Consider the following 21,968-nt stretch of genomic DNA (forward strand, 5'->3'; position numbering starts at 1 on the left):
TTCAATCCTCCAGGTTTTTAGTGCAGATCAGGCAAACCCAATCCTTCATTTGCTTTTCTTGTTCGATCTCAAAGCCATTGCTGATCAAAGCAGCGATCAGTTCCGCTTTCTTCGATTCGATGATGCCCGAAAGGATGAAATAGCCATCATCCTTAAGATTCTTGTAGGCATCGGGAAGCAACAGCAGAAGGATTTCCGCCAAGATATTCGCAACGATGATGTCCGCTTCTTGATCAGCGATCCCTACCAAAAGGTTGTTCTCTTTGACGATGACGTCCGAAGCATAAGCATTATAAGCAATGTTCTCTTTGGAGACGCGTGTTGCGATTTCGTCGATATCGTAGGCATAGACAGTGTCTGCGCCCATTGCCTTGGCTGCGATGCTCAAAACGCCCGATCCGGTACCAACATCGATCACTTTTTCGCCGCCCCGCATCACTGCTTCGAGTGCTTCGATGGACAGACGCGTGGTTGGATGCGTGCCGGTACCGAAGGCCATGCCTGGATCCAATTGAATCAGCATTTCTTTTTCATCTTCAGGTGTGTATTCTTCCCAATAAGGTACAATCGTCAAAAAGCGGGTCAAGCGAATCGGATGGAAATATTCTTTCCAAGAGTTTTCCCAATCCTCTTCCTTCACTTCGTTGATCTGCAGCTCATTCCTCCCGATTTTTAGATCGATCTTTTCCAGTTCCGCCAGCTGTTCTTTGATGAACAACACAGTGTCCTGAAAACCCGCGTTGTTCGGATAATAAGCCATGATATAAACGGCATGCCCTTCTTCAGGCAACGCACGTTCCTCCTTTATTTGCCCGAAACCGTCGTCCTGAAGATTGACGAAGTCCAATTCGTCATCTATGGCGACACCTTTCGCACCAGCTTCCATCAATATATTCGATACAGCCTCAACTGCTTCGGTAGCAGTCACAACCTTCACTTCATTCCATTCCATTTACATTCACCTTTCCTACCATCAAGGATAACGATAATACGTTTCATCAAATCTTCCTAATTCCTTCAGTGTTTCGATTGTCTGCATAAAATTCAGCTCATTCCAATGCAATTCGAAGCTGGACTCACTCTCGTCTTTCAGAAAATCCCTGAGTTTAGTGTTTGCTTCTCCGACCGTCAAGCGAATATTCTTAACGACCGCTTCCGCCAATCCTCCCTGAATCCCTTTTTTCCGATCGAATGGGATACCCGTTAAATACTCCTCCGTTTTGATTTTTGAAGACGCGCGATCATAAAACAAAACAGAATCTTCAAAAATGAACCGATCTTCGTGATTCGAGTGGCCAAATATGTCAGAAATACTATTGTCTGGAGGATAACTGACTTCTAATAATAACACAATTTCGACTGTATGGAACGGTTTATGCCACTCCAATCGCCATTCACAAGGCAAGTGTTGTTCTTCCAGTTCCTCGTGGAGTTTGTCGATCATACTTTTGTTCATTCTCTTCCTCCTCGTGCCCTCATTTCGGCTGATCTTTACTGGCTCTGTGCCGCCTCCGGATGATGCTCTCCATCCATTGTAGCAAATAATGAGAAAAAGATATATTCCGGGCTATGCATCAGCAAATTATTTTAGTGAAAATCAGCCCCGGATTATTGAGGGAACGATTTCTAAAAGATCCGGTTTATGATATATTTAGTCTAGGCAAAAAGTTGGAGGGATATTTCATGACAGAACACTCAGAGATCAGACAATCCATCGATTACTTGGTCGCGCGCATCGCACGTGATTACCAAAAAGAAGAATACAAAGACTGCTTAAAAATCCAAATTCCGTTCGGTCGCAGGGCTGAAATACTTTTGGCTGACGATTACCTCACTCCGGATGAAAAAATCATTTTTGAGGATGGTATCGATCCGGCCATAAAAAGTGAACTCTTCAAAGAGGTCCTGCAAGCTAAAACGGATAAGGTCTTCAAGAGTTTTCTATTGGAAATATTCGGCAAGCAGCCGGTTCTTAATGAAAATTTATCCATCACAACCACTAAATCGGGCGACAAGCAATACATCATCATCAATTTCCAAGGAGCCTTGCCATATTAAGCTTTCCATTCACGCAGAGGCTTTATGATCCGCGGCTGAAGCAAGAAAAAATTAAGTTGAGTTTATGCGAAAAGCCTGATATGATGTTGATTAGAATATTTGCTTATTAATATTACTTTTTTATGCTATACTGTTTAGGTAACAAGGACAACTAACGAGGTGTGCAAATATGGCAGATAAAAATCTAACAACTAAAGATATTCTGCAAAAAGAATTCAAAAGCGCTATGAGAGGCTATAATGTTGCAGAAGTCGATGAATATCTGGATATGATCATAAGAGATTATGAATCTTATCAAAAAGATCTTTCTTATCTTCAAAGCGAAAATGAACGTTTGATGAGCCGTGTGGATGAGTTGACGAAGCAAGCAGTTTTAGCTAAGCCGACCCAATCGAATGTATCATCAGTCGGCAGCGGTGTAACGAATTTTGATATTCTGAAACGCCTTTCCAACTTGGAGAAACATGTATTCGGTTCAAAATTGGATGAAACCAACGAAGAAGCAAACTAGCATCAATAGACATTTGTAAATTTCGGGTAATTGCGGTCTCCTTCATGGAGGCTGAGGAAAGTCCATGCTCGCACAAGCTGAGATGCTTGTAGTGTTCGTGCTTAGCGAAACAATAAGCTAAGGCAATCGAGAGATTGACGGCAGAAAAAAAGGCTAAGGGCTCTGCCTATGCCTGAGTATTCTTGAAAGTGCCACAGTGACGAAGCAGACGGGGAAATCTTTCTGGTGGAACGCGGTAAACCCCTCGAGCGAGCAACCCAAACTTTGGTAGGGGCACTCTTTCCAAGGAAATGAACGAGGGAAAGAGGCAGAAATGCAGATAGATAATTACCTCCGCCATCAGAGGCCTGGCTCCGATGGCGTGACAGAACATGGCTTACAGAAATTTACAAATCAGGCTTTTTTTCTTCAAAAAGAATACGATCGAGGATGGGACAAGCTAATTTTTGTCCCATTTTTCGTGCATTATCCGGCAATTTCTAAGGCAAAACAATAAGGAGCACTAAATGAAAACTTATCAACTAATGGCTACGGCCGCAAGCGGCATCGAAGCAATCACCGGCAATGAGCTGAAAAAAATGGGCTACAATGTCCAAGTAGAGAACGGCAAGGCCTACTTCACCGGTACGGAAGCGGACATCATCACCACCAACCTGTGGCTGCGCACCGCTGATCGCATCAAAATCGTTTTCGGCAAATTCGAAGCAAAAACCTTCGATGATCTTTTCGAGCAAACGAAAGCTTTGCCGTGGGAACAAATCCTACCGATGGATGCAGAATTCCCTGTTTCCGGCAAATCACAAAAATCGACCTTGTACAGTGTCCCCGATTGCCAAGCGATCGTAAAGAAGGCCATCGTCAACCGTCTGAGCGAATACTATCACCGTCGTACCCGTTTGCCTGAATCCGGCGCACTTTATCCGATTGAAGTGGCCATCAACAAGGATGAAGTGATCCTGACGATCGACACAAGCGGTTCCAGTCTTTTCAAACGCGGTTACCGTTCCGAAAAAGGTGGCGCACCATTGAAGGAAAATATGGCGGCCGCTTTGGTGATGTTGACCAATTGGTTCCCTGATCGCCCCTTCTATGATCCGACTTGCGGTTCCGGCACGATTCCGATTGAAGCAGCTCTTATCGGCTTGAACATCGCGCCTGGTTTGAAGCGCTCATTCCCTTCCGAAGAGTGGAACATTTTTGAAGAAGGTATGTGGGATCGTATCCGCAATGAAGCCAAAGCTGCCGCGAATTTCGATGTGAAGTTGGATATCGGCGGTTCGGACATCGATCCACATGTCATCGCCATCGCGAAGAGCAATGCCGAGAAAGCAGGCGTTGCGGATTATGTCACTTTCAAACAGTTGGCTTTGGCCGACTTCACGACTACCAAGGAATACGGCACAATTGTCTGCAACCCGCCCTACGGTGAGCGTCTTTCCGATCAAGAAGAGATCGAGATACTCTACAAAGAGATGGGCCAAGTTTTCCGCCCATTGAAGACATGGAGCAAGTACATTCTGACGAGCGAATTGCTTTTCGAAGAATTTTACGGCGAAAGAGCTACGAAAAAACGCAAACTCTACAACGGCAGATTGCGTACCGATCTGTTCCAATATTGGGGAACGCGCCCGCCGAGAGTCAAAAAAGAACTTGATGCCAGCGAAACCAAAGAAAAATAATTTTTTCAAATAAATAAAAGCAGTCCGGACTCCTCGCTGATGCGGTTTCGTTCGGACTGCTTTATTTTTTCATATTCCCGAAAAATCTCAAGCTTGCTCATTTGTTCTTTTTGGTGAGCTGATAGAGTGCTTTTTTTGCGAGATTATCGGCTCCTTTATTTTCCTTTTCCGGAATCCATTCCAAGTAAAAATTCGTGAACGCAGCCAATTCCTGCAAGGTCTCTTCCAGATACAATTTGTGTTCCGTTTTTTTTGTATACTTTTTCCTGATCGACTCGGCAACAAGTTTGCTGTCTGTATAACAAAAGATGAGTTGGTCTTGTTTGTTTTGCGCTTTCAGGTGGCGCAAGCCATACAGAAGCGCTTCGAATTCAGCCCGATGATTATCCATCCTGCCCTCTAAAGGCAGGCCTATTTGCTCTTGTACACCGTCCTCAACGATCAAAATCCCAATGGCAGCATACCCTTCTTTTCCGGTGGCCGCCCCATCCACAAATAATTTTATCAAATGCTCCACATCCCAAAAAACAAAGGTGAAAGAAAATCCTGAACGGATTCTCCTCACCTTTGCGGTTTACTGTACTTGTTTATGATTCTGCCACGACGATCACATTAGTGGCTTGTGGTCCTCTTACGCCTTCAGCGATATCAAACTGAACGTGTTGCCCTTCCTCAAGTCTTTTGAAGCCTTCTCCAGCTATACCGGTAAAATGTACGAAGATGTCGTCATCCTGTTGGTCGAATTCAATAAAACCATACCCTTTATCATTATTGAACCACTTTACTTTGCCAAATTCCATTGTACATCCTCCTTAAACCCTCAATTCTTTGGAACTGCTTTCACAAAGACGGGTTACCCCCATTATAGAGAGGAATCCCTATAGAGTCAATTATTCTGATAGCTTCATTGGCACTTATTCAAAAAAACCAAAAAATTCGGCCAGCTTATTTTCCAATTGATCAATTTCATCGCGGATTTTATTTTCGCTCGGCTCGCCCGTCGATCCGATCCCATTGTAAATGCGGTAGACCACCTCCAACCACTCCGAAACGGACGGTATGGTCCTGGCTTCGAACGGATAAAGAAGGGACAACTGCATGAAAAAGGCATTTTCCATGGCATCTGCCACAGTCGGATTTTTATTGGCGATTTCTTCACGGATATACGCCATTCCTTCTTTGTACGTCTTTGACTCGATCAAGGGGACCAATCCAGCCAGGTCCAATTTTTCTTCGCTTCCGTCCAACCTGACAGCTACCGTCGGATGGAGCCCACGCGCAAGAAATTGATGAATGATCTCTGTTTTGAGCATCCGATGGAGATTATTATTCATGAGTAAGCGTTGCGCTATCTTGCCGAATTGATCATCCTCCAATTCCTTCAATTGTTGCGCGTATGTCTGCTGCTTGTGGAACGGTTGCGTATCGATGTTTTTTTCAGCTTGGAGGATTTCTGAACTTCTTTTTAGTTTTTTTTCCAAATTTTTCAGTTCAGCTTTCTCGACTTCGGCCTCCAATTGCTCCAAAGCAAATTGATGTTCCATCGAAAGCCCGAAAGTATTTTTGCGTGCTTCGATTTGTTCACGAGCCATGTCGAATGATCCGGAATGCAATAAGCCTTTCAAGTAAAGGAAATCAATGTCGTCGACCGAAATGGCGGAAGCAATATCCGGACGCATTTCGTTTATCATCTCCAGGCACTTATCTGTTTGATCAGTCTCTTGCAACAACATGAGGTACAGCGGGAGGATATCGTCCGTCTTTTTGATGGCAACAGCCTTGCCGATCCATTCTTCCGCAAGCTGCAGATTCCCCTCTTCAAATGCCAATAGTCCCTTTTTCAAGTATCCTTCGTAATTTAATGGAAAAATAATTTTATCTCCCATTTCCATCACCCCAATCTACGCTGATTTTCCAGTTAGGTTATTATAACACAAAAGCGAACGCGAAAAAAACCGCCCCGCACAGCTGCTGCTGTGTGGGCGGTCCATAATCGTTCAGTGATCAATAGTTCCGGAATCGTTTCTGGCGTTGCTCGACCAATTCAGCTGGCGTCAGTTGCTTCAGCTCTTTCAGCTTGGCACTTAATTCCTGCTTCAGTTCCAGCATGACATCATCCGATTTACGGGCCACTTTCCTACGGGTTTCCATAATGATTTTGTCGATGACGTCCAATGAAAAGAGATCATCAGGCGTCAACTTCATTACTTTGGCTGCTTCATCGGATCGTGAAGAATCTTTCCACAAAATGGAAGCAAAGCCTTCCGGTGACAGGACAGAATACATGGTATTCTCCAACATCCATACCTCGTTGCCCATTGCCAGCGCCAAGGCTCCGCCGCTGCCTCCCTCACCGATGAAGATGGCGATGAAAGGAACCGTCAATTGGCTCATCACCAAAAGCGACTCAGCGATGGCTTCACCGATGCCTCGATCTTCAGAATCGACATCGCAAAAAGCGCCTGAGGTATTGATGAAAGTAACGATCGGACGATTGAATTTCTCCGCCTGTTTCATCAAACGGATCGCTTTGCGGTAGCCCTCCGGATGCGGCGATCCGAAATTCCGGTAGACATTTTCAGTCACGTCATGGCCTTTTTGGGTTCCGATGACGGTTACCGGCATATCATCCAACAATGCGATCCCACCGACGATAGCAGGGTCGTCACCGAACTTTCTGTCGCCGTGGAATTCAACAAAGCCTTCACAAATGGCATGGATCATTTCTGTCGCCGTCAGACGGGAGATGCTTCTTGCAGAGGTGATAATTTCTTTGACATCCTTCACTGCACTTCACCCGCCTTTTCTGCAAAAGCATGCAACAGCAATAGATGCTGCAATGCTCTCCTTAAATCTTTTCTGGCTACTATTTTGTCGATAAAGCCGTTTTCCAGCACTTTTTCAGCTGTCTGGAAGCCTTCTGGTAATTTTGCTTTGATTGTCTGTTCGATGACGCGCTTGCCGGCGAAACCGACAGTCGCCCCTGTTTCAGCTAGGATAATATCCCCCTGCATTGCAAAGCTGGCCGTTACGCCCCCAGTTGTCGGATCGGTCAGGACTGTGATGTACAAAAGTCCTGCTTTACTGTGATTGGAGACTGCAACGCTGACTTTAGCCATCTGCATCAAGGACATGATGCCCTCTTGCATTCTGGCACCGCCTGAAGCCGTGAAGACGATGATTGGGAGCTTTTCAAGCGTTGCACGTTCAAATGCACGTGTCAATTTCTCGCCGACCACTTTCCCCATGCTTGCCATGATAAAGTTCGAATCCATCACACACAAAGCAACTTTATGCTTATTGATGAATGCCGCGCCTGTTACAACCGCTTCGTCAAGTCCCGTTTTTTCTTTGGCGATCTTCAATTTGTTCTCATACCCGGGAAACGCCAGTGGATTTTCTTCAGGCATGAGCGCATTCCATTCATCAAAAGTACCTTCATCAACGATACTGGAAATGCGTTCGTATGCCGGGATCCTGAAATTGTAGGCACAATGCGGGCATACTTTATCTTTCCCTAAATCCTTGCTGTAGATCGTCTTTTGACAATTCGGGCATTTTTCCCATAGGCCTTCAGGAACGATCGGTTTCTGATCGTCTGCTTTTGAAGCGGGACCTTGAGCTATCGGAATGTAAGGACGCTTACGAAATAATTTCATTTCCTCACCTCTAGTGTGACTTGTTGACTAATTGATTTATACACTTTCCTCTTCTTCAGGCGCCCACGTCTTCAGGAACACATTTTGGAGATATTCTGTATCGTAATCTCCGGAAATGAAGTTTGGATCCTGCAGAATATCTTCTTGGAAGAATTGGTTCGTGTCGACTCCCTCGATGACCAGTTCCTGCAGCGCACGCCTCATCTTGGCGATGGCTTCACTTCTGTCGTCGCCTTTTGTGATGATTTTGGCGATCATCGAGTCATAGAACGGCGGAATAATATATCCGCCGTACATGGCGCTTTCCACACGCAAGCCATTCCCGCCGCTGGGCAAGAACAGGTAGTCGATTTTCCCGGACGAAGGACGGAAGCCCAAAGCCGGATTTTCAGCATTGATACGGCACTCGATCGTATGACCGGTGATAACAACTTCATCTTGCGTAAAGGACAAAGGCTCACCGCTCGCAATGCGCAATTGTTCCTTTACGATATCGATGCCAGTCGCCATTTCGGTTACCGGATGCTCCACTTGGATACGTGTGTTCATTTCCATGAAATAAAACCGTTGTTCCGTATCGACAAGAAACTCGATTGTCCCTGCATTGGTATAGCCGACATGTTTAGCCGCCCGGATGGCGACGTCCCCCATGGCTTTGCGGGTCTCCTCAGAAATAAATGTGGATGGACTTTCTTCCAACACTTTCTGATGATTGCGTTGCAAGGAGCAATCACGCTCGCCCAAATGGACGACATTTCCGAAAGAATCACCTAAAATCTGCACTTCGATATGGCGAGCCGGCGTGATGATCTTTTCAAGGTACATGCTGTCGTCCCCGAAAGCCGCCTTAGCTTCCGCTTTCGCTTGGCTGAAGGCTGCCTCCAGTCCGTTTTCTTGGTAGACTTTCCGCATCCCTTTACCGCCGCCTCCAGCGGCAGCTTTCAGGATGACGGGATAACCGATTTTCTCAGCTTGTACCACTGCCTCTTCGTATGAAGAGATGTAGCCTTCGCTTCCCGGAGTGACTGGTACGCCTGCTGCAATCATCGTCTTGCGGGCATTTGCTTTATTGCCCATCAGGTCGATGATGGTGGAAGAAGGTCCGATGAATCGGATATTCATTTCTTCACACATTGTGGCGAATGCGCTGTTTTCCGAGAGGAATCCGAAGCCTGGGTGGATAGCTTGTGCCCCTGTAACGACTGCTGCACTCAAGATGCTTGTCATGTTCAGATAGGAATCGCTTGCTTTTGCAGGGCCGATACAAATAGCCTGAGTGGCTAGTTGTGTATGCAGTGCTTCGCGGTCAGCTTCAGAATAGACCGCAACCGTTTGGATTCCTAACTCATGACAAGCACGAATGATCCTGACAGCAATTTCTCCTCTGTTTGCGATCAATACCTTCGTAAACATATTATCTACCAATGATGAATGTCATTTCAACTTCACAAACTTTTTTGTCACCGACAAAAGCTTGCCCATAACCGATACCTGCAAATTTCTTCAATTTGACGATATCCACTTGGAGGCGAAGAACGTCTCCTGGAACAACTTTTTGACGGAATTTGACTTTATTCAATCCGCCCAAGTAAGCTGTCTGACCCTTGAAATCAGGCAATGTCAACAACGGAATAGATCCTGCTTGAGCCAATGCTTCAACAATCAGTACACCTGGCATTACTGGCTCTCCAGGGAAGTGGCCTTGGAAGAAAGGCTCGTTGATTGTTACGTTTTTGTAGCAGACGATGTGTTCGCCTGGTGTCAATTCTTCAACTTTATCGATGAAGAAAATCGGATAGCGATTCGGGATGATATCCATTACTTCTTGTGCACTCAATAAACTCATTTTATTAGTCTCCTTTTATTAGACGATACGGAACAATGGTTGGTTGTATTCAACGATTTGTTCATTTTCAACCAACACTTCAACGATTTCCCCATCGAATTCGCTTTTGATTTCATTCATAAGTTTCATCGCTTCCACCAAACAGACAACGTCGCCTTTTGCGATGCTCTGGCCTTTAATGGCGTAAGGTTTTGCTTCAGGGGTCGGTGCCAGGTAAACAACACCGACGATCGGGGAAGTGATGATTTTTCCTTCTTTTGCAGTAGCCTCTTCAGAAACAGCCTCCTTGAGGTTTTGGACTGGAGCGATCACTGCTGGACTAGGAACTTCTGCCGGGATGTTGTCGCTTGACTGCTGGTTCGTTTGAACCAACTTGTTCTTCGACAACAGGAGCTGAAAGTCACCTGTCTGATAGTGCAACTCAGTCAAGGTTGAATCATCGATCAAGGAGATCAGGCTTTTTACATCTTCAATATTCATGTATTAAGCCTCCCATTTTTTGAAACATAGTATGGCATTGTGGCCGCCGAAGCCCAGAGAGTTACTCAATGTGTAAGTGACTTCTTTTTCACGTCCTACATTCGGGATGTAGTCCAGATCGCAATTTTCATCAGCCGTTTGGAAGCCGATTGTTGGTGGCATGAAATCATCTTGGATAGCTTTGACACAGGCAACCGCTTCGATACCGCCGGCTGCGCCCAGCAAATGTCCCGTCATACTCTTTGTGCTTGAGATAGCGACATTGTGAGCTTCTTCGCCGAATGCGTACTTGATTGCAGCCGTTTCGCCTGAATCATTTGCAGGCGTACTTGTTCCATGAGCGTTGATGTAATCGACTTGCGCTGGAGTGATGCCTGCTTCTTTCATCGCTAGGATCATCGCTTTGCCAGCACCGCTTCCATCAGCTGATGGAGCCGTCATATGATAGGCATCACAGGTGACGCCATAACCGACAACTTCAGCCAAGATGTTTGCGCCGCGTGCCAGTGCGTGATCAAGATTTTCAAGCATCAAAATGCCCGCACCTTCACCCATGACAAAACCATTTCGTTCTTTATCGAAAGGAATGGACGCACGGTCCGGATCGGTGCTAGTGGATAAAGCAGTCAGAGCCGCGAAACCAGCGATACCGATTTCACACACCGTAGCTTCCGATCCACCTGCAAGCATCAAATCGGCATAACCATGCTTGATGCTGCGGAATGCTTCTCCGATTGAATTTGTCGCAGAAGCACAAGCAGTAACGATGTCCATGCTTGGTCCTTTAGCACCGAATTTGATGGCAGTATTTCCTGCCGCCATGTTGCCGATTGCCATCGGAACGAACATAGGTGGGACGCGTTTCGGTCCTTTTTCATGCATTTTGATGATGCCGGATTCCATTGTAATGAAACCGCCGACACCAGAGCCGATGGTAACGCCAAAGCGGTCCGCATCGATTTTTTCCATGTCGATGCCGCTTTGTTCCACGGCTTGAGCAGAGGCAGCTACCGCATATTGCGAAAACAAATCCATACGCTTGTATTCTTTTCGGTCCATATACTTGGTCGCATCAAAGTCTTTCACTTCACCTGCGACGGAAATGCCCGTTTCGCTTGCATCAAAATTTGTGATGGCAGCAATACCGTTTTTACCGTTTTTGATGCCGTCCCAAAATTCAGTGACTGTATTTCCTAAAGGGGTGATAGCACCCATACCTGTAATAACAACGCGATTCATATTTATCCTCCTGTCTTACATGTACATGCCGCCATTGACACTGATGGTCTGGCCGGTGATGTAAGTATTCTCACTCAAGAAGACAGCAGTGTTTGCCACTTCTTCGGCTTTTCCAAATCGTTTCAATGGGATTTGCGTCAACATTTGTTCTTGAATCTTTTCCGAAAGAACATCCGTCATTTCCGTTTCGATGAATCCTGGTGCAATGGCATTACATGTAATGCCTCTTGTTGCAGCTTCACGGGCGACAGATTTCGTCAATCCGATGATGCCGGCTTTGCTGGCAGCATAGTTGGCCTGCCCTGTATTTCCGGTTTCACCGACTACGCTTGAAATGTTGATGATGCTGCCGGCTCTTTGTTTCAGCATTAGCGGCAAAGCGTGGCGGATCATATTGAAGGTACCCTTCAAATTCACTTGATAAGTGGCATCAAAGTCCTCCTCATCCATGCGCATGATCAATTTGTCGCGGGTAATCCCAGCATTGTTAACCAAAACATCCACGGAACCGAATAGTTCTTTGGCTTGGCTGACGATTTCTTTGGCAGTCTCAAAATCGCTGACATCTCCTAGGAGCGTTTTTACAGTTACACCGTAAGATTCCAGATGCGCAACTTTTTCTTCAGCAATCGGTTTACGTGCATTCAGAACGATATTGGCTCCACGTTTCGCATAAGCTTCAGCGATGGCTTCGCCGATTCCTCTTGAACTACCAGTGACGATGACCGTCTTTCCTTTTAAATCCAAGACTATCCCTCATTTCTTGTCTGATCTTCTTATTTTTGTAATCCTTCAAGGGTCTTGCTGAGGGATTTCAAATCCTCCACATTATATACAGCGACCTCTTTGTTGATTTTTTTGATGAATTTGCTTAAAGTCGTGCCTGGGCCGACTTCCACAAAGGTGTCCACTCCCAGTTCAACCAACTTGCGGACGCTGTCTTCCCAAAGTACCGGCGATTCGATCTGACGCACTAAAAGGCCCTTGATGGCGTCTTTCGCTACGATCGTCGCTTCGGTATTGCCTACGACAGGTATCCTCGGTTCACCCACGTTCACCTCAGCCAAAGCCACTTCCAACTTTTCCGCTGCAGGATGCAACAGTGCTGTATGGAAAGGACCGCTGACGTTCAACGGGATAATGCGCTTCACGCCTTTGGACTCAAGAATTTCGATGGCTTTATCCACGCCTTCGATTTCTCCGCCGATAACAATCTGCGTCGGCATGTTGTAGTTGGCAGGCGCGACATAGGCTGTCTCGCTCGCTTCCCGGCAAGATTCTTCGATGACAGAACGTTCCGCATTCATGACGGCAGCCATTTTCCCACGGCCTGCCGGCACAGCTTCGCTCATGTATTTTCCGCGTTTCGCTACGAGCGAAATAGCCTCATTAAAAGAAAAAGCATTGGCTTTCACCAGTGCTGTATATTCTCCGAGGCTCAATCCTGCAACAAAATCTGGCTGAATTCCCTTTTCAGCTAGTAATTGATCAAGGGCGTAGCTAACCGTTAAGATTGCTGGTTGTGTATATTCAGTTAAATGAAGCTTGTCATTCTCTTGGAAACATAATTCTGCAACATCGTAACCAAGTGTTGCTGAGGCTTCCTCAAAAACAGCGCGCACAACGGCATACTCGTTATAAAGTTCTTGACCCATACCGAAACATTGTGCACCCTGACCACTATAGACAAAAGCTGTTGCCATTATTTCACCTCTATAAATTTGTTACTCAGCCCACAATTTAGCTTGGGCCAAAATAACTTCTTTGCATTCCGTCATATACTCTTGTATGATCTCGTGACACGTTTGTTCCTTCGAAATCAAACCGGCGATTTGTCCGGCCATCATCGAACCGTAGTCTTTATCGCCATCAACAGTCGCTCTTTTCAGAGCGCCTTTGCCCATTTCTTCAAGTTTTGCCAAGTCCGGATTTTCCTTGCTTGTCTCTTCTTTTTCGACTTGCAGATATTCTCTGGTCAACTTATTGCGCAACACACGAACAGGATGTCCGGTAATCTGACCGGTAATGACTGTATCGATATCTTTCGCCTTGAGAATAGCATTCTTGAAGTTTTGATGTGCATTGGATTCTGTGGCAACTACAAAACGAGTACCTACCTGAACAGCAGATGCGCCCAACATGAAAGCAGCTGCCATCCCACGTCCGTCGCCGATACCACCGGCAGCGATGACTGGAATCGAAACGGCATCGACAACCTGAGGAACCAGGGCAAGTGTCGTTGTTTTCCCGATGTGACCACCGGATTCCATGCCTTCGACTACGACAGCGTGTGCGCCATCTTTCTCCATTCTTCTCGCTAAAGCTACGGAGGCCACTACCGGAATAACGGTGATGCCTGCTTCTTTGAATTGGTTCATATAACGGGCTGGACTTCCGGCGCCGGTTGTGACAACCTTAACGCCGGCAGCGATCACTGCTTCTACGATAGCATCGACATGCGGATTCAAAAGCATGATGTTTACACCGAAAGGCTTATCCGTCAATGCTTTCATTTTCGAAATTTTCTCATTCGCTACATCCACACTATCATGTCCAGTCCCGATAAGACCCAAACCACCAGCATTGGAAACGGCACTTGCCAAATCAGCATCCGCTACCCACGCCATTGCCCCTTGAATGATGGGATATTGAATACCTAATAATTCACATAATTCTGATTTCATACAAGGCCTACTTTCCTGCTACTGCTTATTCTGCTAATTGAGCGTCAACGTATTTAACTAAATCTTCAACAGTGTTGATGCCTTCGTCTGATTCGATTTTGATGTCGAATTCGTCTTCGATGTCGTTGATGATTTGGAATAAGTCTAAGCTGTCCGCATCTAAGTCTTCTCTGAAGTTAGTTGTTAATTGTACTTCTTCTACTTCTTTGTCCAATTGGTCCACGATAATAGCTTGAATTTTTTCGAATGTCATAATAAATTCCTCCAAATATGTTTTTTTTAGTTTAATGATACTACGATGGCTCCCCAAGTGAGGCCGCCACCAAATCCTGTCATCAGCACCTTATCTTTGGTGCCGAGTTGAATTTCCTTGGTTTGAACAAGCTGATCCAACAATATCGGAATGCTTGCTGCTGAAGTGTTGCCCGTTTCCGCAATGTTTGTGGCAAACAGTGAAAATGGCAATTTCACTTTTTTGCTGATTGCCTCCAATAAGCGCACATTTGCTTGATGAGCCAAAATCTTCTTCAGATCGCCATCAGAAAGATTTCCCTTCTCCATCACTTCGCGTATGACGCTTGGCACACTGCGGATTGCAAAATCAAAGATGGCTCTGCCATCCATCGTAAGGAAAGCTTGTTCCTTTTGCGAGGAGTCTCCATACGGATTTTCTACTTTCATCGTGTTCGCCACTAATGCCATATGGCGTCCACCATCAGAATGGATCGCTTCTGCAACGAAGCAATCATCTTCCGTTCGTTCCAACAACAATCCGCCAGCGCCATCCCCAAACAGAACAGCCGTAGAACGGTCTTCCCAGTTGACGACTTTTGACATTGTCTCAGCACCGATGATCATGCCATATTGATAGAGACCGCTCTGCATCATATGGAGACCGGTGGACAATGCGTAGACAAAGCCGGAACAAGCTGCATTGATATCGAAACAGAAAGCATTTACTGCGCCTATCTTTTCTTGCACTAAACAAGCAGTCGACGGGCTGAGAGCATCCGGCGTCATTGTTGCTACGATAATGAAGTCCAGTTGGTCTGCAGTGATCTTACCGTTTAGCAAAATTTTGACGGCCGCTTTGCTTGATAAATCGGAAGTATTTTCATCCTTCGAAATGTGTCGGCTGCGGATGCCTGTCCTTTTGCTGATCCACTCATCACTTGTGTCCATGATTTTAGACAGATCATCGTTTGAGATGACCTGTTCAGGAAGGTAGTGACCTGTTGCGCTAATCTTTGAACCCAATTTCATCAACCCTGTTCCTTGATATTTTGAACTAACCCAAATAAGAAACCGTGAAGATTGTTTAGGCCTTTCAGCAAAACTTTCACTTCCTGATCTTCCATATCGCGAATAGTATTTTTTACCATCTCTCTATGGAACTTATCATGAAGACGATACAGTAAGCGTCCTTTTTTGGTTAATCCTAGTTTTACGACTCTGCGGTCTTTCTCCATCCGAATGCGTTCGACATACCCCTTTTTTACCAGAGCGTTTATGGCCACCGTCAAAGTTCCCGCAGTAATGTTCAATTTTTTTGCTACTTCAGAAGTTGTATGAGCTTGATACATGCCGATTGCCTCGACTGTATGCATCTCCTTGATGGATAAATCAGAAAATGTACTGACACGCAATGCACGCTCTTCGATATCCAACACTTCACTGAATACTGCTACGAGATATGAGTTAATTTTATCTATGGAATGATCCAAAGATAGCTCTCCTCCTTTCGATGCCCAATCAAACCACATGCGCTTGAAGGTCAAAATAGTTTGATGTTCAAACCTTTCGACTTTCAAACTATATAAAATTTTATACAACCTGTCAAGCATTTCGATAATAATTTTTCTGTTATATCTTCCGGTGCCGCAAGATTCATTGAGTCCCTACTCTATTTAAAACGGTTACGTTGAACTGCAGGATAACCAACCTGCTTGGTATGGCCTGCCGCAACAAAAAGAAGCGACGATGAGTGCCGCTTCTTTTGCATATATGTATTAATCAACTTTAACAAATTCTTCAATGTCTTTGAAATTTACGATTGTTTTATCCTCGCAGATGTCTTTCATCGTGCCGGAGGACAAATCCCAGTAGATCTCTACGACGGCGCTATTTGTCAATAATTTCCGGATTACTCCTACCATTTCCTGCTTGCGGAAGGTAAATTTTATTTCGTCACCGATTTCAGGTCGTATAGATTCCTTGATGGCTTCGACGACTTCCAAAGCCTGCTCATACGATACGCCAAGCAGATTCGCAATACGTGAGTTGCTCGTGCCCTTACGTAATTCGCTCTCAATCATGGTTTTTGTTTCATCAGTAATATTTCGTACCATCTCCATTATCGCCTCACTTTTAAGAACCAGGAACTACAACACACTTACAAGTAGTAGTATACCACACTTTTCATCATTTAGCCTATTTTTCCAATTATTGCCTTTAACATCGAAACATATCTTTCATTTTATTGACAGCTGTCCGCAATTTCATTCTAAATAGGTATTAATTATCTGTTCAGTATGAGGTATAATAAGGATGTGAAGATTTTAACATTCTGTTTAGGAGGGATTTATGATGTTGAATGATCTGATTACGATACTGAAATATGAATACACGGTGCACCCAGGAGAATATTTCAATGTCGATACCTACTGGGTAAAAAACATGTCTGAAGTGAAGACTGTCATCATCGACCAGGATCATGTATTCACGAAAATGGTAAGTTTTTATCCCAAAAATTTTGTCATCTATTTGGAGCAGTTCCCTGACCAAAGCATCTATCGCACCAACTTTCCGCTGAAAAAAATTGATAACAGCGATTCGCATGAGGTTCTTTTCGACGAGACGACAAAAAATATCTTTGAATATCTGGATTGATTTCCGGATATCTTACAAGCCATTCTACAGAAAAAGATCGCTGCAAGGATAATAGTCCTTGCAGCGGTCTTTTCAATTATTTTTAGACGTCTCAAGAGAGATTCGAACTCCCGACCGTTCGCTTAGAAGGCGAATGCTCTATCCGGCTGAGCTATTGAGACAAAATGATTATTCGGCCAAACAAATTTGAAGAAGTTTCAAACCAGTGCCACAAGAAATGATTATACAGCAATCCGTTTAAATAGTCACCATAATTTTGACTATTTCCACAAAAAAATTTCACTGCTGCAACAAATAGATAATTATGTTTTGCTATCCATCTTCAGCACTGAACATCGCTCTGTGCCGAGAAAAAAAGCGTCACACCCGCTTCACAACGGATGTAACCCCTTCTCTGACAAGGACATTTGATCCTGAAAACAGATAGGACGTCTCAAGAGAGATTCGAACTCCCGACCGTTCGCTTAGAAGGCGAATGCTCTATCCGGCTGAGCTATTGAGACAAAATTTTGAGTCCTCAAAACGACTCACAACATTTAATATTATAGGCGATGACCAGCTTAAAGTCAATACTATTTCGTAGGAAGGTTTCGAGGTTTTCCTGCAGGTGAGCTCCTTATGTAAAAAAAAAAAGTGATTTTCAGGCTGAGTACAGATTTGACTCAACCTGAAATCACAAATCATTCTGCGAAGAACGTATCCTTCACGGCTGCAGTGACTGCCAATTTGACATGCTCGTAGGTCAGTCCGCCTTGCACATACAAGAGATAAGGCGGTCTGATCGGCCCGTCTGCCGTCAATTCCAGGCTTGCGCCCTGAATGAAGGTTCCGGCAGCCATGATGACATCATCTTCATAACCGGGCATATAGGCCGGAATCGGTTTGACTGCTGCGTTAACCGGCGAATATTTCTGGATCGTCTGGGCAAAAGCAATCATCGCTTCCTTGCTCGGTAATGCGACCATCTGGATCAAATCAGTGCGGGGGCTGTCCCAAGCAGGGGTAGACGGTACGTTGCACTCCTCCAATAATCCTGCTGTATAGACAGCACCTTTCACCGCTTCGCCGACAACATGGGGCGCCAAAAATAAGCCTTGATACATCTCCAAAAGGCTGTAGAGTGAGGCGCCTGCTTCACGACCGATACCGGGAGTTGTCAGTCGGTATGCACACCGTTCAATCAGGTCCTCTCTGCCAGCGAGGTAACCACCCATCTTCACGATGCCGCCGCCCGGGTTTTTGATGAGGGAACCGGCAATCAGATCCGCTCCGACTTCAATCGGCTCAAGTGTTTCGACGAACTCGCCATAACAGTTGTCGACAAAAAAGACAACTTCCGGACCAACGTGCGGTCGGATTGCCGCAATCATCTCCTTAATTTCGTTTATTGTAAAGGAAGGTCTGGCTGCATAGCCACGTGAGCGTTGTATCGCGATTATTTTTGTTTTTGTACTGATTTTTCTAAGAACACTCGGAATATCCACTTTGCCGTCCGCAAGCAGATCGATATGCTGATAAGCGATGTTGAACTCTTTTAGGGAGCCGATTCCGTTTCCGGTCAAACCAACGATGTCCAACAACGTATCGTATGGCGTTCCGGTTACGTAGATCAATTCATCGCCGGGACGCAAGACTCCGAAGAGCGCAGTCGAAATAGCGTGTGTTCCGGAAATGATTTGCGGCCTGACCAAAGCGGCTTCAGCCTGAAAAATCTCTGCATAGACTTTCTCGAGCGTATCGCGGCCGTCGTCATCATAGCCATAGCCTGTGCTAGGATTAAAATGGTAATCGCTGACGCGGTGCTTCCGGAAAGCCTCAAGCACCTTGCCTTGATTAAATAAAGCCTTCTCCTGTATTTCTTTAAACACGGGCTGGATTTTGTTGTCCACTTTAACGACCAGATCCGCCAGTAGTTCTTCTTTATTCGTCACTTGCATCAGTTACTTTGTCTCCTAACCACTTTGAATTCGTTTTAGCATATCCTCTTAAGCGATATGCGTTTGTTTCCTCTATGTACTCAATGGATTCCACAAAGGTCTCTTGCTGCATCTTATTCATCGTCCGGGCTTCAGGGCCGCTTGCATCAATGTCCTTTGTATACGGAACCAACATTTTGGCGATTTCATCCCAGATGAAGTCCTTCAATCGGTTGATGTCGTCATCTTCAAGGGCAGAAATTACGATGTTCGGGAAGAGTCTCGGCTGGAAATCCGGGCTTGCAAGATCCCGTTTGTTGTAGATCGTCAACATAGGTGTCTTATCCATGTCCAAATCCTTCAACAATGCCAAGACGGTCTTCTCATGCTGATCGATGAAGGAAGTCGAAGCATCCACTACATGCAAAAATACATCCATATTGCGGCTCTCCTCCAACGTTGAATGGAAAGCATGGATCAACTGTGTCGGAAGGTCCTGGATAAAACCTACAGTGTCGGTTATAGTTGCCTGGAATTGATTAGGCAATGTCAGCTTCCTTGTCAAAGGATCCAGCGTTGCAAACAATTTATCTTCTTCCAACGTTGCTGCATCAGTCAAGCGGTTAATGACCGTCGATTTGCCTGCATTCGTGTAACCAATCAAGCCGATTTGGAAAACTTCGCTGGCATGGCGCTTTTCTCTTGCCCTTTGACGGTGAAGTTCTGTTTCTTCCAATGTCTTTTTGATTTCCTGCATCTGACTGTGTATATGTCTACGGTCGGTCTCGAGTTTTGTCTCACCCGGTCCTCTTGTTCCTATTCCACCGCCTAGACGGGATAAATTAACGCCTTGACCCATCAAACGCGGCAACAGATAACTCAACTGCGCCAAGGCTACCTGAAGTTTCCCTTCTTTACTGCGTGCGCGCATTGCAAAGATATCCAATATCAGTTGAACACGATCGATGACTTTGCAATCGACAGTTTCTTGGATGTTGCGCACTTGCTTGGAAGAAAGCTCCTGTTGGAAAATGACGGTATCTGCTTCTAATTCTGCACACAAATTCACTAGCTCTTCCACTTTCCCTTTGCCGATGACAGTGCGCGAATCCTTACGTTCCCTCTTTTGGGTCAATACGCCGACAACTTCCCCTAATGCGGTTTCGGTCAATTCAGCCAGTTCTCTCAGCTCATATTCAAAGGCTTCATCTGTTTGATTCGTCTGAACGTTAACCAAAATTACTTTTTCTTTCGTATTTTCCATAGAATTTCCAACTTTCTTTATACGTTCTTTATCATCCATCAGGCTAAGAACGCCTCGACTAAATCTTCGATTTTCTGCATATCATGGCTGTTCCGAACCAAATCAAACCAATGGATGCCGCTCATTCTGTTTCGAAACCAGGTCAACTGCCGTTTGGCATAGCGTCTGGAATTTTGCTTCAGCATTTCTGTGGCTTCTTCATATGTGATTTCACCATTGAAATAACCGAACCATTCTTTGTAGCCGATGCCTCTTGTCGCTTGCGTCTTGACGGGCAGTTTCCTGTCAAAAAGAGCTTTAGCTTCTTCAACCAGACCCTTATCAGTCATCAGATCCACCCGTCTGTTGATGCGATCGTAAAGGATACCGCGATCGGTGTCAAGCCCAATCAGCAAGGCGTCATAATGTGGAGCTGTCTCCCGATCTGCCTGATCCGAGAAACGCTTTCCGCTGAAGTGGATCACTTCCAAAGCGCGGATCACCCTTCTGCTGTTGTTCGGATGGATCTGTTCAGCTGCTTTGGGATCCTTCGCCTGCAATTGTTTCCATATGCACATGGCATCAGTCCGCTCCAACTCAGCCTCCAGTTGTTTCCGGTAGTCAGGATTTTCGGCAGCCACCCCGCCAAACTGCATATCAAACAATAGTCCTTCTATATAAAGTCCCGAACCTCCGACAACGATCGGTAGCTTGCCTCTGGCCAGGATCGACTCGATTGCTTGTCTGGCGTCCCTTTTGAAATCGGACGCCGTGTAATCCTGCTCCACTGGAATGATATCCAAAAGATGGTGCGGGATGCCTTCAGCCTCTTCCTCGGTCACTTTAGCCGTACCGATGTCCAACCCTGCGTACACTTGCATGGAATCGCCATTGATGATTTCACCGTTATATTTTTTTGCCAGTCGGATGCTCAGTGCGGTTTTCCCCACTGCTGTCGGTCCGACAATGACCATGATTTTCTCTAAATTTTTCTTTGTTTCAGACACCCTGAATCACCTTTCTCATCTGCAGTGCGCGTTCCGGATAATCCGTGATCATCGAATCGATATTTTTGCGCAGACAAACCTGCATTTCGACCTTTCGATTCACCGTCCAAACGCGTAGCGGAATCTTTGATTGTTCGAAAGGGGGCAGACTGCGCAGAATCGAGAATTTCGGATGCCAACCTTCCACAGCAATTCCTTCACCTAGATCCAGTCGTTGCTTGCCTTTCTTACTGAAAAGCAGGGCAATTTTCGAGTCTTGGCGCAACTCCTTGATTTTTTTCAAGGTTTCGTAATGGAAACTGGAGTAGATGACCGAAAATTGGGCAAGATAAGGCTCTGCCAAAGCAAGCACCTTTTCTTCGATTGCGGAATATTGAAACACATCCGTCTTCAATTCAACATTAAGGACGCCTGTAAAGTGATTCTCGGCCAAAAGGGTCAACACCTCCTGGAGCGTCGGGATACGGGCGTTGCTGTATTTCGGATCGAACCAACTGCCGGCATCCAGTTCCTTCAATTGCTTCAGCGTCATCTCTTTGACATAGCCTTTTCCGGATGTCGTGCGGTCCACGGTCTCGTCATGGATGACCACTACCTGACCATCCCTGCTTAAATGGACGTCCAGTTCGATACCGTCGCTGGAAACTTTCAGAGCTTCCTGAAAAGCCTCCAGTGTATTTTCTGGCCGGTTTCCGCGGCTGCCTCTATGCGCGATGATTTTAGTGTATGCCAATCTCTTCAATCCTTCCGGTCTGTT

At 45.5% G+C, this 21,968-nt stretch carries 26 protein-coding genes, 2 tRNA genes and 1 other RNA gene; 5 read left to right on the forward strand and 24 right to left on the reverse strand.

Annotated features, from left to right (window positions below; genetic code table 11):
• Nucleotide 1: 1 nt before the first annotated feature.
• Both prmA and TES5_RS03060 read right to left on the reverse strand, forming a co-directional pair.
• Nucleotides 2-952 carry a 50S ribosomal protein L11 methyltransferase gene (prmA, locus tag TES5_RS03055; RefSeq protein ID WP_068559675.1) on the reverse strand — a complete coding sequence of 317 codons (951 nt, stop codon included), beginning with the start codon at nt 950-952 and terminating at the stop codon, nt 2-4.
• Between the two features lie 21 nt (nt 953-973).
• Complete coding sequence (locus TES5_RS03060; RefSeq protein ID WP_068559677.1) at nt 974-1,456, reverse strand: DUF3013 family protein; 483 nt, start codon at nt 1,454-1,456, stop codon at nt 974-976.
• Nucleotides 1,457-1,683: 227 nt separating this feature from the next.
• Between TES5_RS03060 and TES5_RS03065 the strand changes: the two genes are divergently transcribed.
• From TES5_RS03065 to TES5_RS03080, 4 genes are all read left to right on the forward strand, one after another.
• Nucleotides 1,684-2,058 (forward strand): hypothetical protein, encoded by a 375-nt coding sequence (locus TES5_RS03065; RefSeq protein ID WP_068559679.1) that lies wholly within the window; start codon nt 1,684-1,686, stop codon nt 2,056-2,058.
• 169 nt (nt 2,059-2,227) lie between these two features.
• Nucleotides 2,228-2,569, forward strand: coding sequence for a cell division regulator GpsB (gene gpsB / locus TES5_RS03070; protein ID WP_068559682.1), 342 nt, complete (start codon nt 2,228-2,230; stop codon nt 2,567-2,569).
• 18 nt (nt 2,570-2,587) lie between these two features.
• Nucleotides 2,588-2,953, forward strand: an RNA gene (gene rnpB, locus TES5_RS03075) — RNase P RNA component class B.
• A gap of 122 nt (nt 2,954-3,075) precedes the next feature.
• Entirely contained in the window at nt 3,076-4,248 is a 1,173-nt protein-coding gene (locus TES5_RS03080) for a THUMP domain-containing class I SAM-dependent RNA methyltransferase (protein WP_068559684.1), read from the forward strand.
• Nucleotides 4,249-4,345: 97 nt separating this feature from the next.
• Here TES5_RS03080 and TES5_RS03085 read toward each other — a convergent pair whose 3' ends face one another.
• The 16 genes from TES5_RS03085 to TES5_RS03160 form a co-directional block, all read right to left on the reverse strand.
• Nucleotides 4,346-4,756, reverse strand: coding sequence for a ribonuclease HI family protein (locus TES5_RS03085; protein WP_068559686.1), 411 nt, complete (start codon nt 4,754-4,756; stop codon nt 4,346-4,348).
• Between the two features lie 79 nt (nt 4,757-4,835).
• A complete protein-coding gene (locus tag TES5_RS03090; protein WP_068559687.1) occupies nt 4,836-5,048 on the reverse strand; it encodes a cold-shock protein in 213 nt (70 codons plus the stop codon).
• Nucleotides 5,049-5,162: 114 nt separating this feature from the next.
• A complete protein-coding gene (locus TES5_RS03095; protein WP_068559690.1) occupies nt 5,163-6,134 on the reverse strand; it encodes a tetratricopeptide repeat protein in 972 nt (323 codons plus the stop codon).
• A gap of 118 nt (nt 6,135-6,252) precedes the next feature.
• Nucleotides 6,253-7,035, reverse strand: a complete 783-nt coding sequence (accA, locus tag TES5_RS03100; RefSeq protein WP_068559692.1) for an acetyl-CoA carboxylase carboxyl transferase subunit alpha — start codon at nt 7,033-7,035, stop codon at nt 6,253-6,255.
• Nucleotides 7,032-7,907 (reverse strand): acetyl-CoA carboxylase, carboxyltransferase subunit beta, encoded by an 876-nt coding sequence (gene accD, locus TES5_RS03105; RefSeq protein ID WP_068559694.1) that lies wholly within the window; start codon nt 7,905-7,907, stop codon nt 7,032-7,034. Before accD ends, accA begins: the two co-directional genes overlap by 4 nt.
• A gap of 36 nt (nt 7,908-7,943) precedes the next feature.
• Nucleotides 7,944-9,320, reverse strand: coding sequence for an acetyl-CoA carboxylase biotin carboxylase subunit (locus TES5_RS03110; protein ID WP_068559696.1), 1,377 nt, complete (start codon nt 9,318-9,320; stop codon nt 7,944-7,946).
• 1 nt (nt 9,321) lies between these two features.
• Complete coding sequence (gene fabZ, locus TES5_RS03115) at nt 9,322-9,753, reverse strand: 3-hydroxyacyl-ACP dehydratase FabZ (RefSeq protein WP_068559698.1); 432 nt, start codon at nt 9,751-9,753, stop codon at nt 9,322-9,324.
• Between the two features lie 18 nt (nt 9,754-9,771).
• Nucleotides 9,772-10,233, reverse strand: a complete 462-nt coding sequence (gene accB, locus TES5_RS03120) for an acetyl-CoA carboxylase biotin carboxyl carrier protein (protein ID WP_068559700.1) — start codon at nt 10,231-10,233, stop codon at nt 9,772-9,774.
• 3 nt (nt 10,234-10,236) lie between these two features.
• On the reverse strand, nt 10,237-11,472 hold the full coding sequence (gene fabF, locus TES5_RS03125; RefSeq protein ID WP_068559702.1) for a beta-ketoacyl-ACP synthase II: 1,236 nt from the start codon (nt 11,470-11,472) through the stop codon (nt 10,237-10,239).
• 15 nt (nt 11,473-11,487) lie between these two features.
• Nucleotides 11,488-12,219, reverse strand: coding sequence for a 3-oxoacyl-[acyl-carrier-protein] reductase (gene fabG, locus TES5_RS03130; protein WP_068559704.1), 732 nt, complete (start codon nt 12,217-12,219; stop codon nt 11,488-11,490).
• 29 nt (nt 12,220-12,248) lie between these two features.
• On the reverse strand, nt 12,249-13,175 hold the full coding sequence (fabD, locus tag TES5_RS03135; RefSeq protein ID WP_068559706.1) for an ACP S-malonyltransferase: 927 nt from the start codon (nt 13,173-13,175) through the stop codon (nt 12,249-12,251).
• A 21-nt stretch (nt 13,176-13,196) separates the two neighbouring features.
• Nucleotides 13,197-14,156 (reverse strand): enoyl-[acyl-carrier-protein] reductase FabK, encoded by a 960-nt coding sequence (gene fabK / locus TES5_RS03140; protein ID WP_068559708.1) that lies wholly within the window; start codon nt 14,154-14,156, stop codon nt 13,197-13,199.
• A 25-nt stretch (nt 14,157-14,181) separates the two neighbouring features.
• Nucleotides 14,182-14,409 (reverse strand): acyl carrier protein, encoded by a 228-nt coding sequence (locus TES5_RS03145; RefSeq protein ID WP_068559710.1) that lies wholly within the window; start codon nt 14,407-14,409, stop codon nt 14,182-14,184.
• 26 nt (nt 14,410-14,435) lie between these two features.
• Complete coding sequence (locus TES5_RS03150) at nt 14,436-15,419, reverse strand: beta-ketoacyl-ACP synthase III (protein ID WP_068559712.1); 984 nt, start codon at nt 15,417-15,419, stop codon at nt 14,436-14,438.
• Nucleotides 15,419-15,880 carry a fatty acid biosynthesis transcriptional regulator FabT gene (locus TES5_RS03155; protein WP_068559714.1) on the reverse strand — a complete coding sequence of 154 codons (462 nt, stop codon included), beginning with the start codon at nt 15,878-15,880 and terminating at the stop codon, nt 15,419-15,421. Before TES5_RS03155 ends, TES5_RS03150 begins: the two co-directional genes overlap by 1 nt.
• A 285-nt stretch (nt 15,881-16,165) precedes the next feature.
• The gene (locus TES5_RS03160) at nt 16,166-16,504 is read right to left on the reverse strand and encodes a hypothetical protein (RefSeq protein ID WP_068559835.1); all 339 of its coding nucleotides are present in this window, start codon (nt 16,502-16,504) and stop codon (nt 16,166-16,168) included.
• Nucleotides 16,505-16,739: 235 nt separating this feature from the next.
• On the opposite strand from TES5_RS03160, the gene TES5_RS03165 reads away from it, so the two are divergent.
• Nucleotides 16,740-17,045: a hypothetical protein gene (locus TES5_RS03165; RefSeq protein ID WP_143148175.1), complete on the forward strand. Its 306-nt coding sequence runs from the start codon at nt 16,740-16,742 to the stop codon at nt 17,043-17,045.
• Between the two features lie 87 nt (nt 17,046-17,132).
• On the opposite strand, the gene TES5_RS03170 is transcribed toward TES5_RS03165, so the two are convergent.
• The 6 genes from TES5_RS03170 to TES5_RS03195 all read right to left on the reverse strand — a co-directional run bounded on the left by TES5_RS03170 (nt 17,133) and on the right by TES5_RS03195 (nt 21,944).
• Nucleotides 17,133-17,206: transfer RNA gene (locus tag TES5_RS03170), tRNA-Arg, on the reverse strand.
• 268 nt (nt 17,207-17,474) lie between these two features.
• Nucleotides 17,475-17,548, reverse strand: a tRNA-Arg gene (locus TES5_RS03175).
• A gap of 177 nt (nt 17,549-17,725) precedes the next feature.
• Complete coding sequence (locus TES5_RS03180; protein ID WP_068559717.1) at nt 17,726-18,982, reverse strand: methionine gamma-lyase family protein; 1,257 nt, start codon at nt 18,980-18,982, stop codon at nt 17,726-17,728.
• On the reverse strand, nt 18,966-20,225 hold the full coding sequence (gene hflX, locus TES5_RS03185; RefSeq protein WP_068559837.1) for a GTPase HflX: 1,260 nt from the start codon (nt 20,223-20,225) through the stop codon (nt 18,966-18,968). Before hflX ends, TES5_RS03180 begins: the two co-directional genes overlap by 17 nt.
• 38 nt (nt 20,226-20,263) lie before the next feature.
• On the reverse strand, nt 20,264-21,178 hold the full coding sequence (gene miaA / locus TES5_RS03190) for a tRNA (adenosine(37)-N6)-dimethylallyltransferase MiaA (RefSeq protein WP_068559839.1): 915 nt from the start codon (nt 21,176-21,178) through the stop codon (nt 20,264-20,266).
• Between the two features lie 25 nt (nt 21,179-21,203).
• On the reverse strand, nt 21,204-21,944 hold the full coding sequence (locus TES5_RS03195; protein WP_068559719.1) for a glycerophosphodiester phosphodiesterase: 741 nt from the start codon (nt 21,942-21,944) through the stop codon (nt 21,204-21,206).
• Nucleotides 21,945-21,968: the final 24 nt, after the last annotated feature.

Source organism: Trichococcus sp. ES5, assembly GCF_900067165.1.
GTDB lineage: Bacteria > Bacillota > Bacilli > Lactobacillales > Aerococcaceae > Trichococcus > Trichococcus flocculiformis.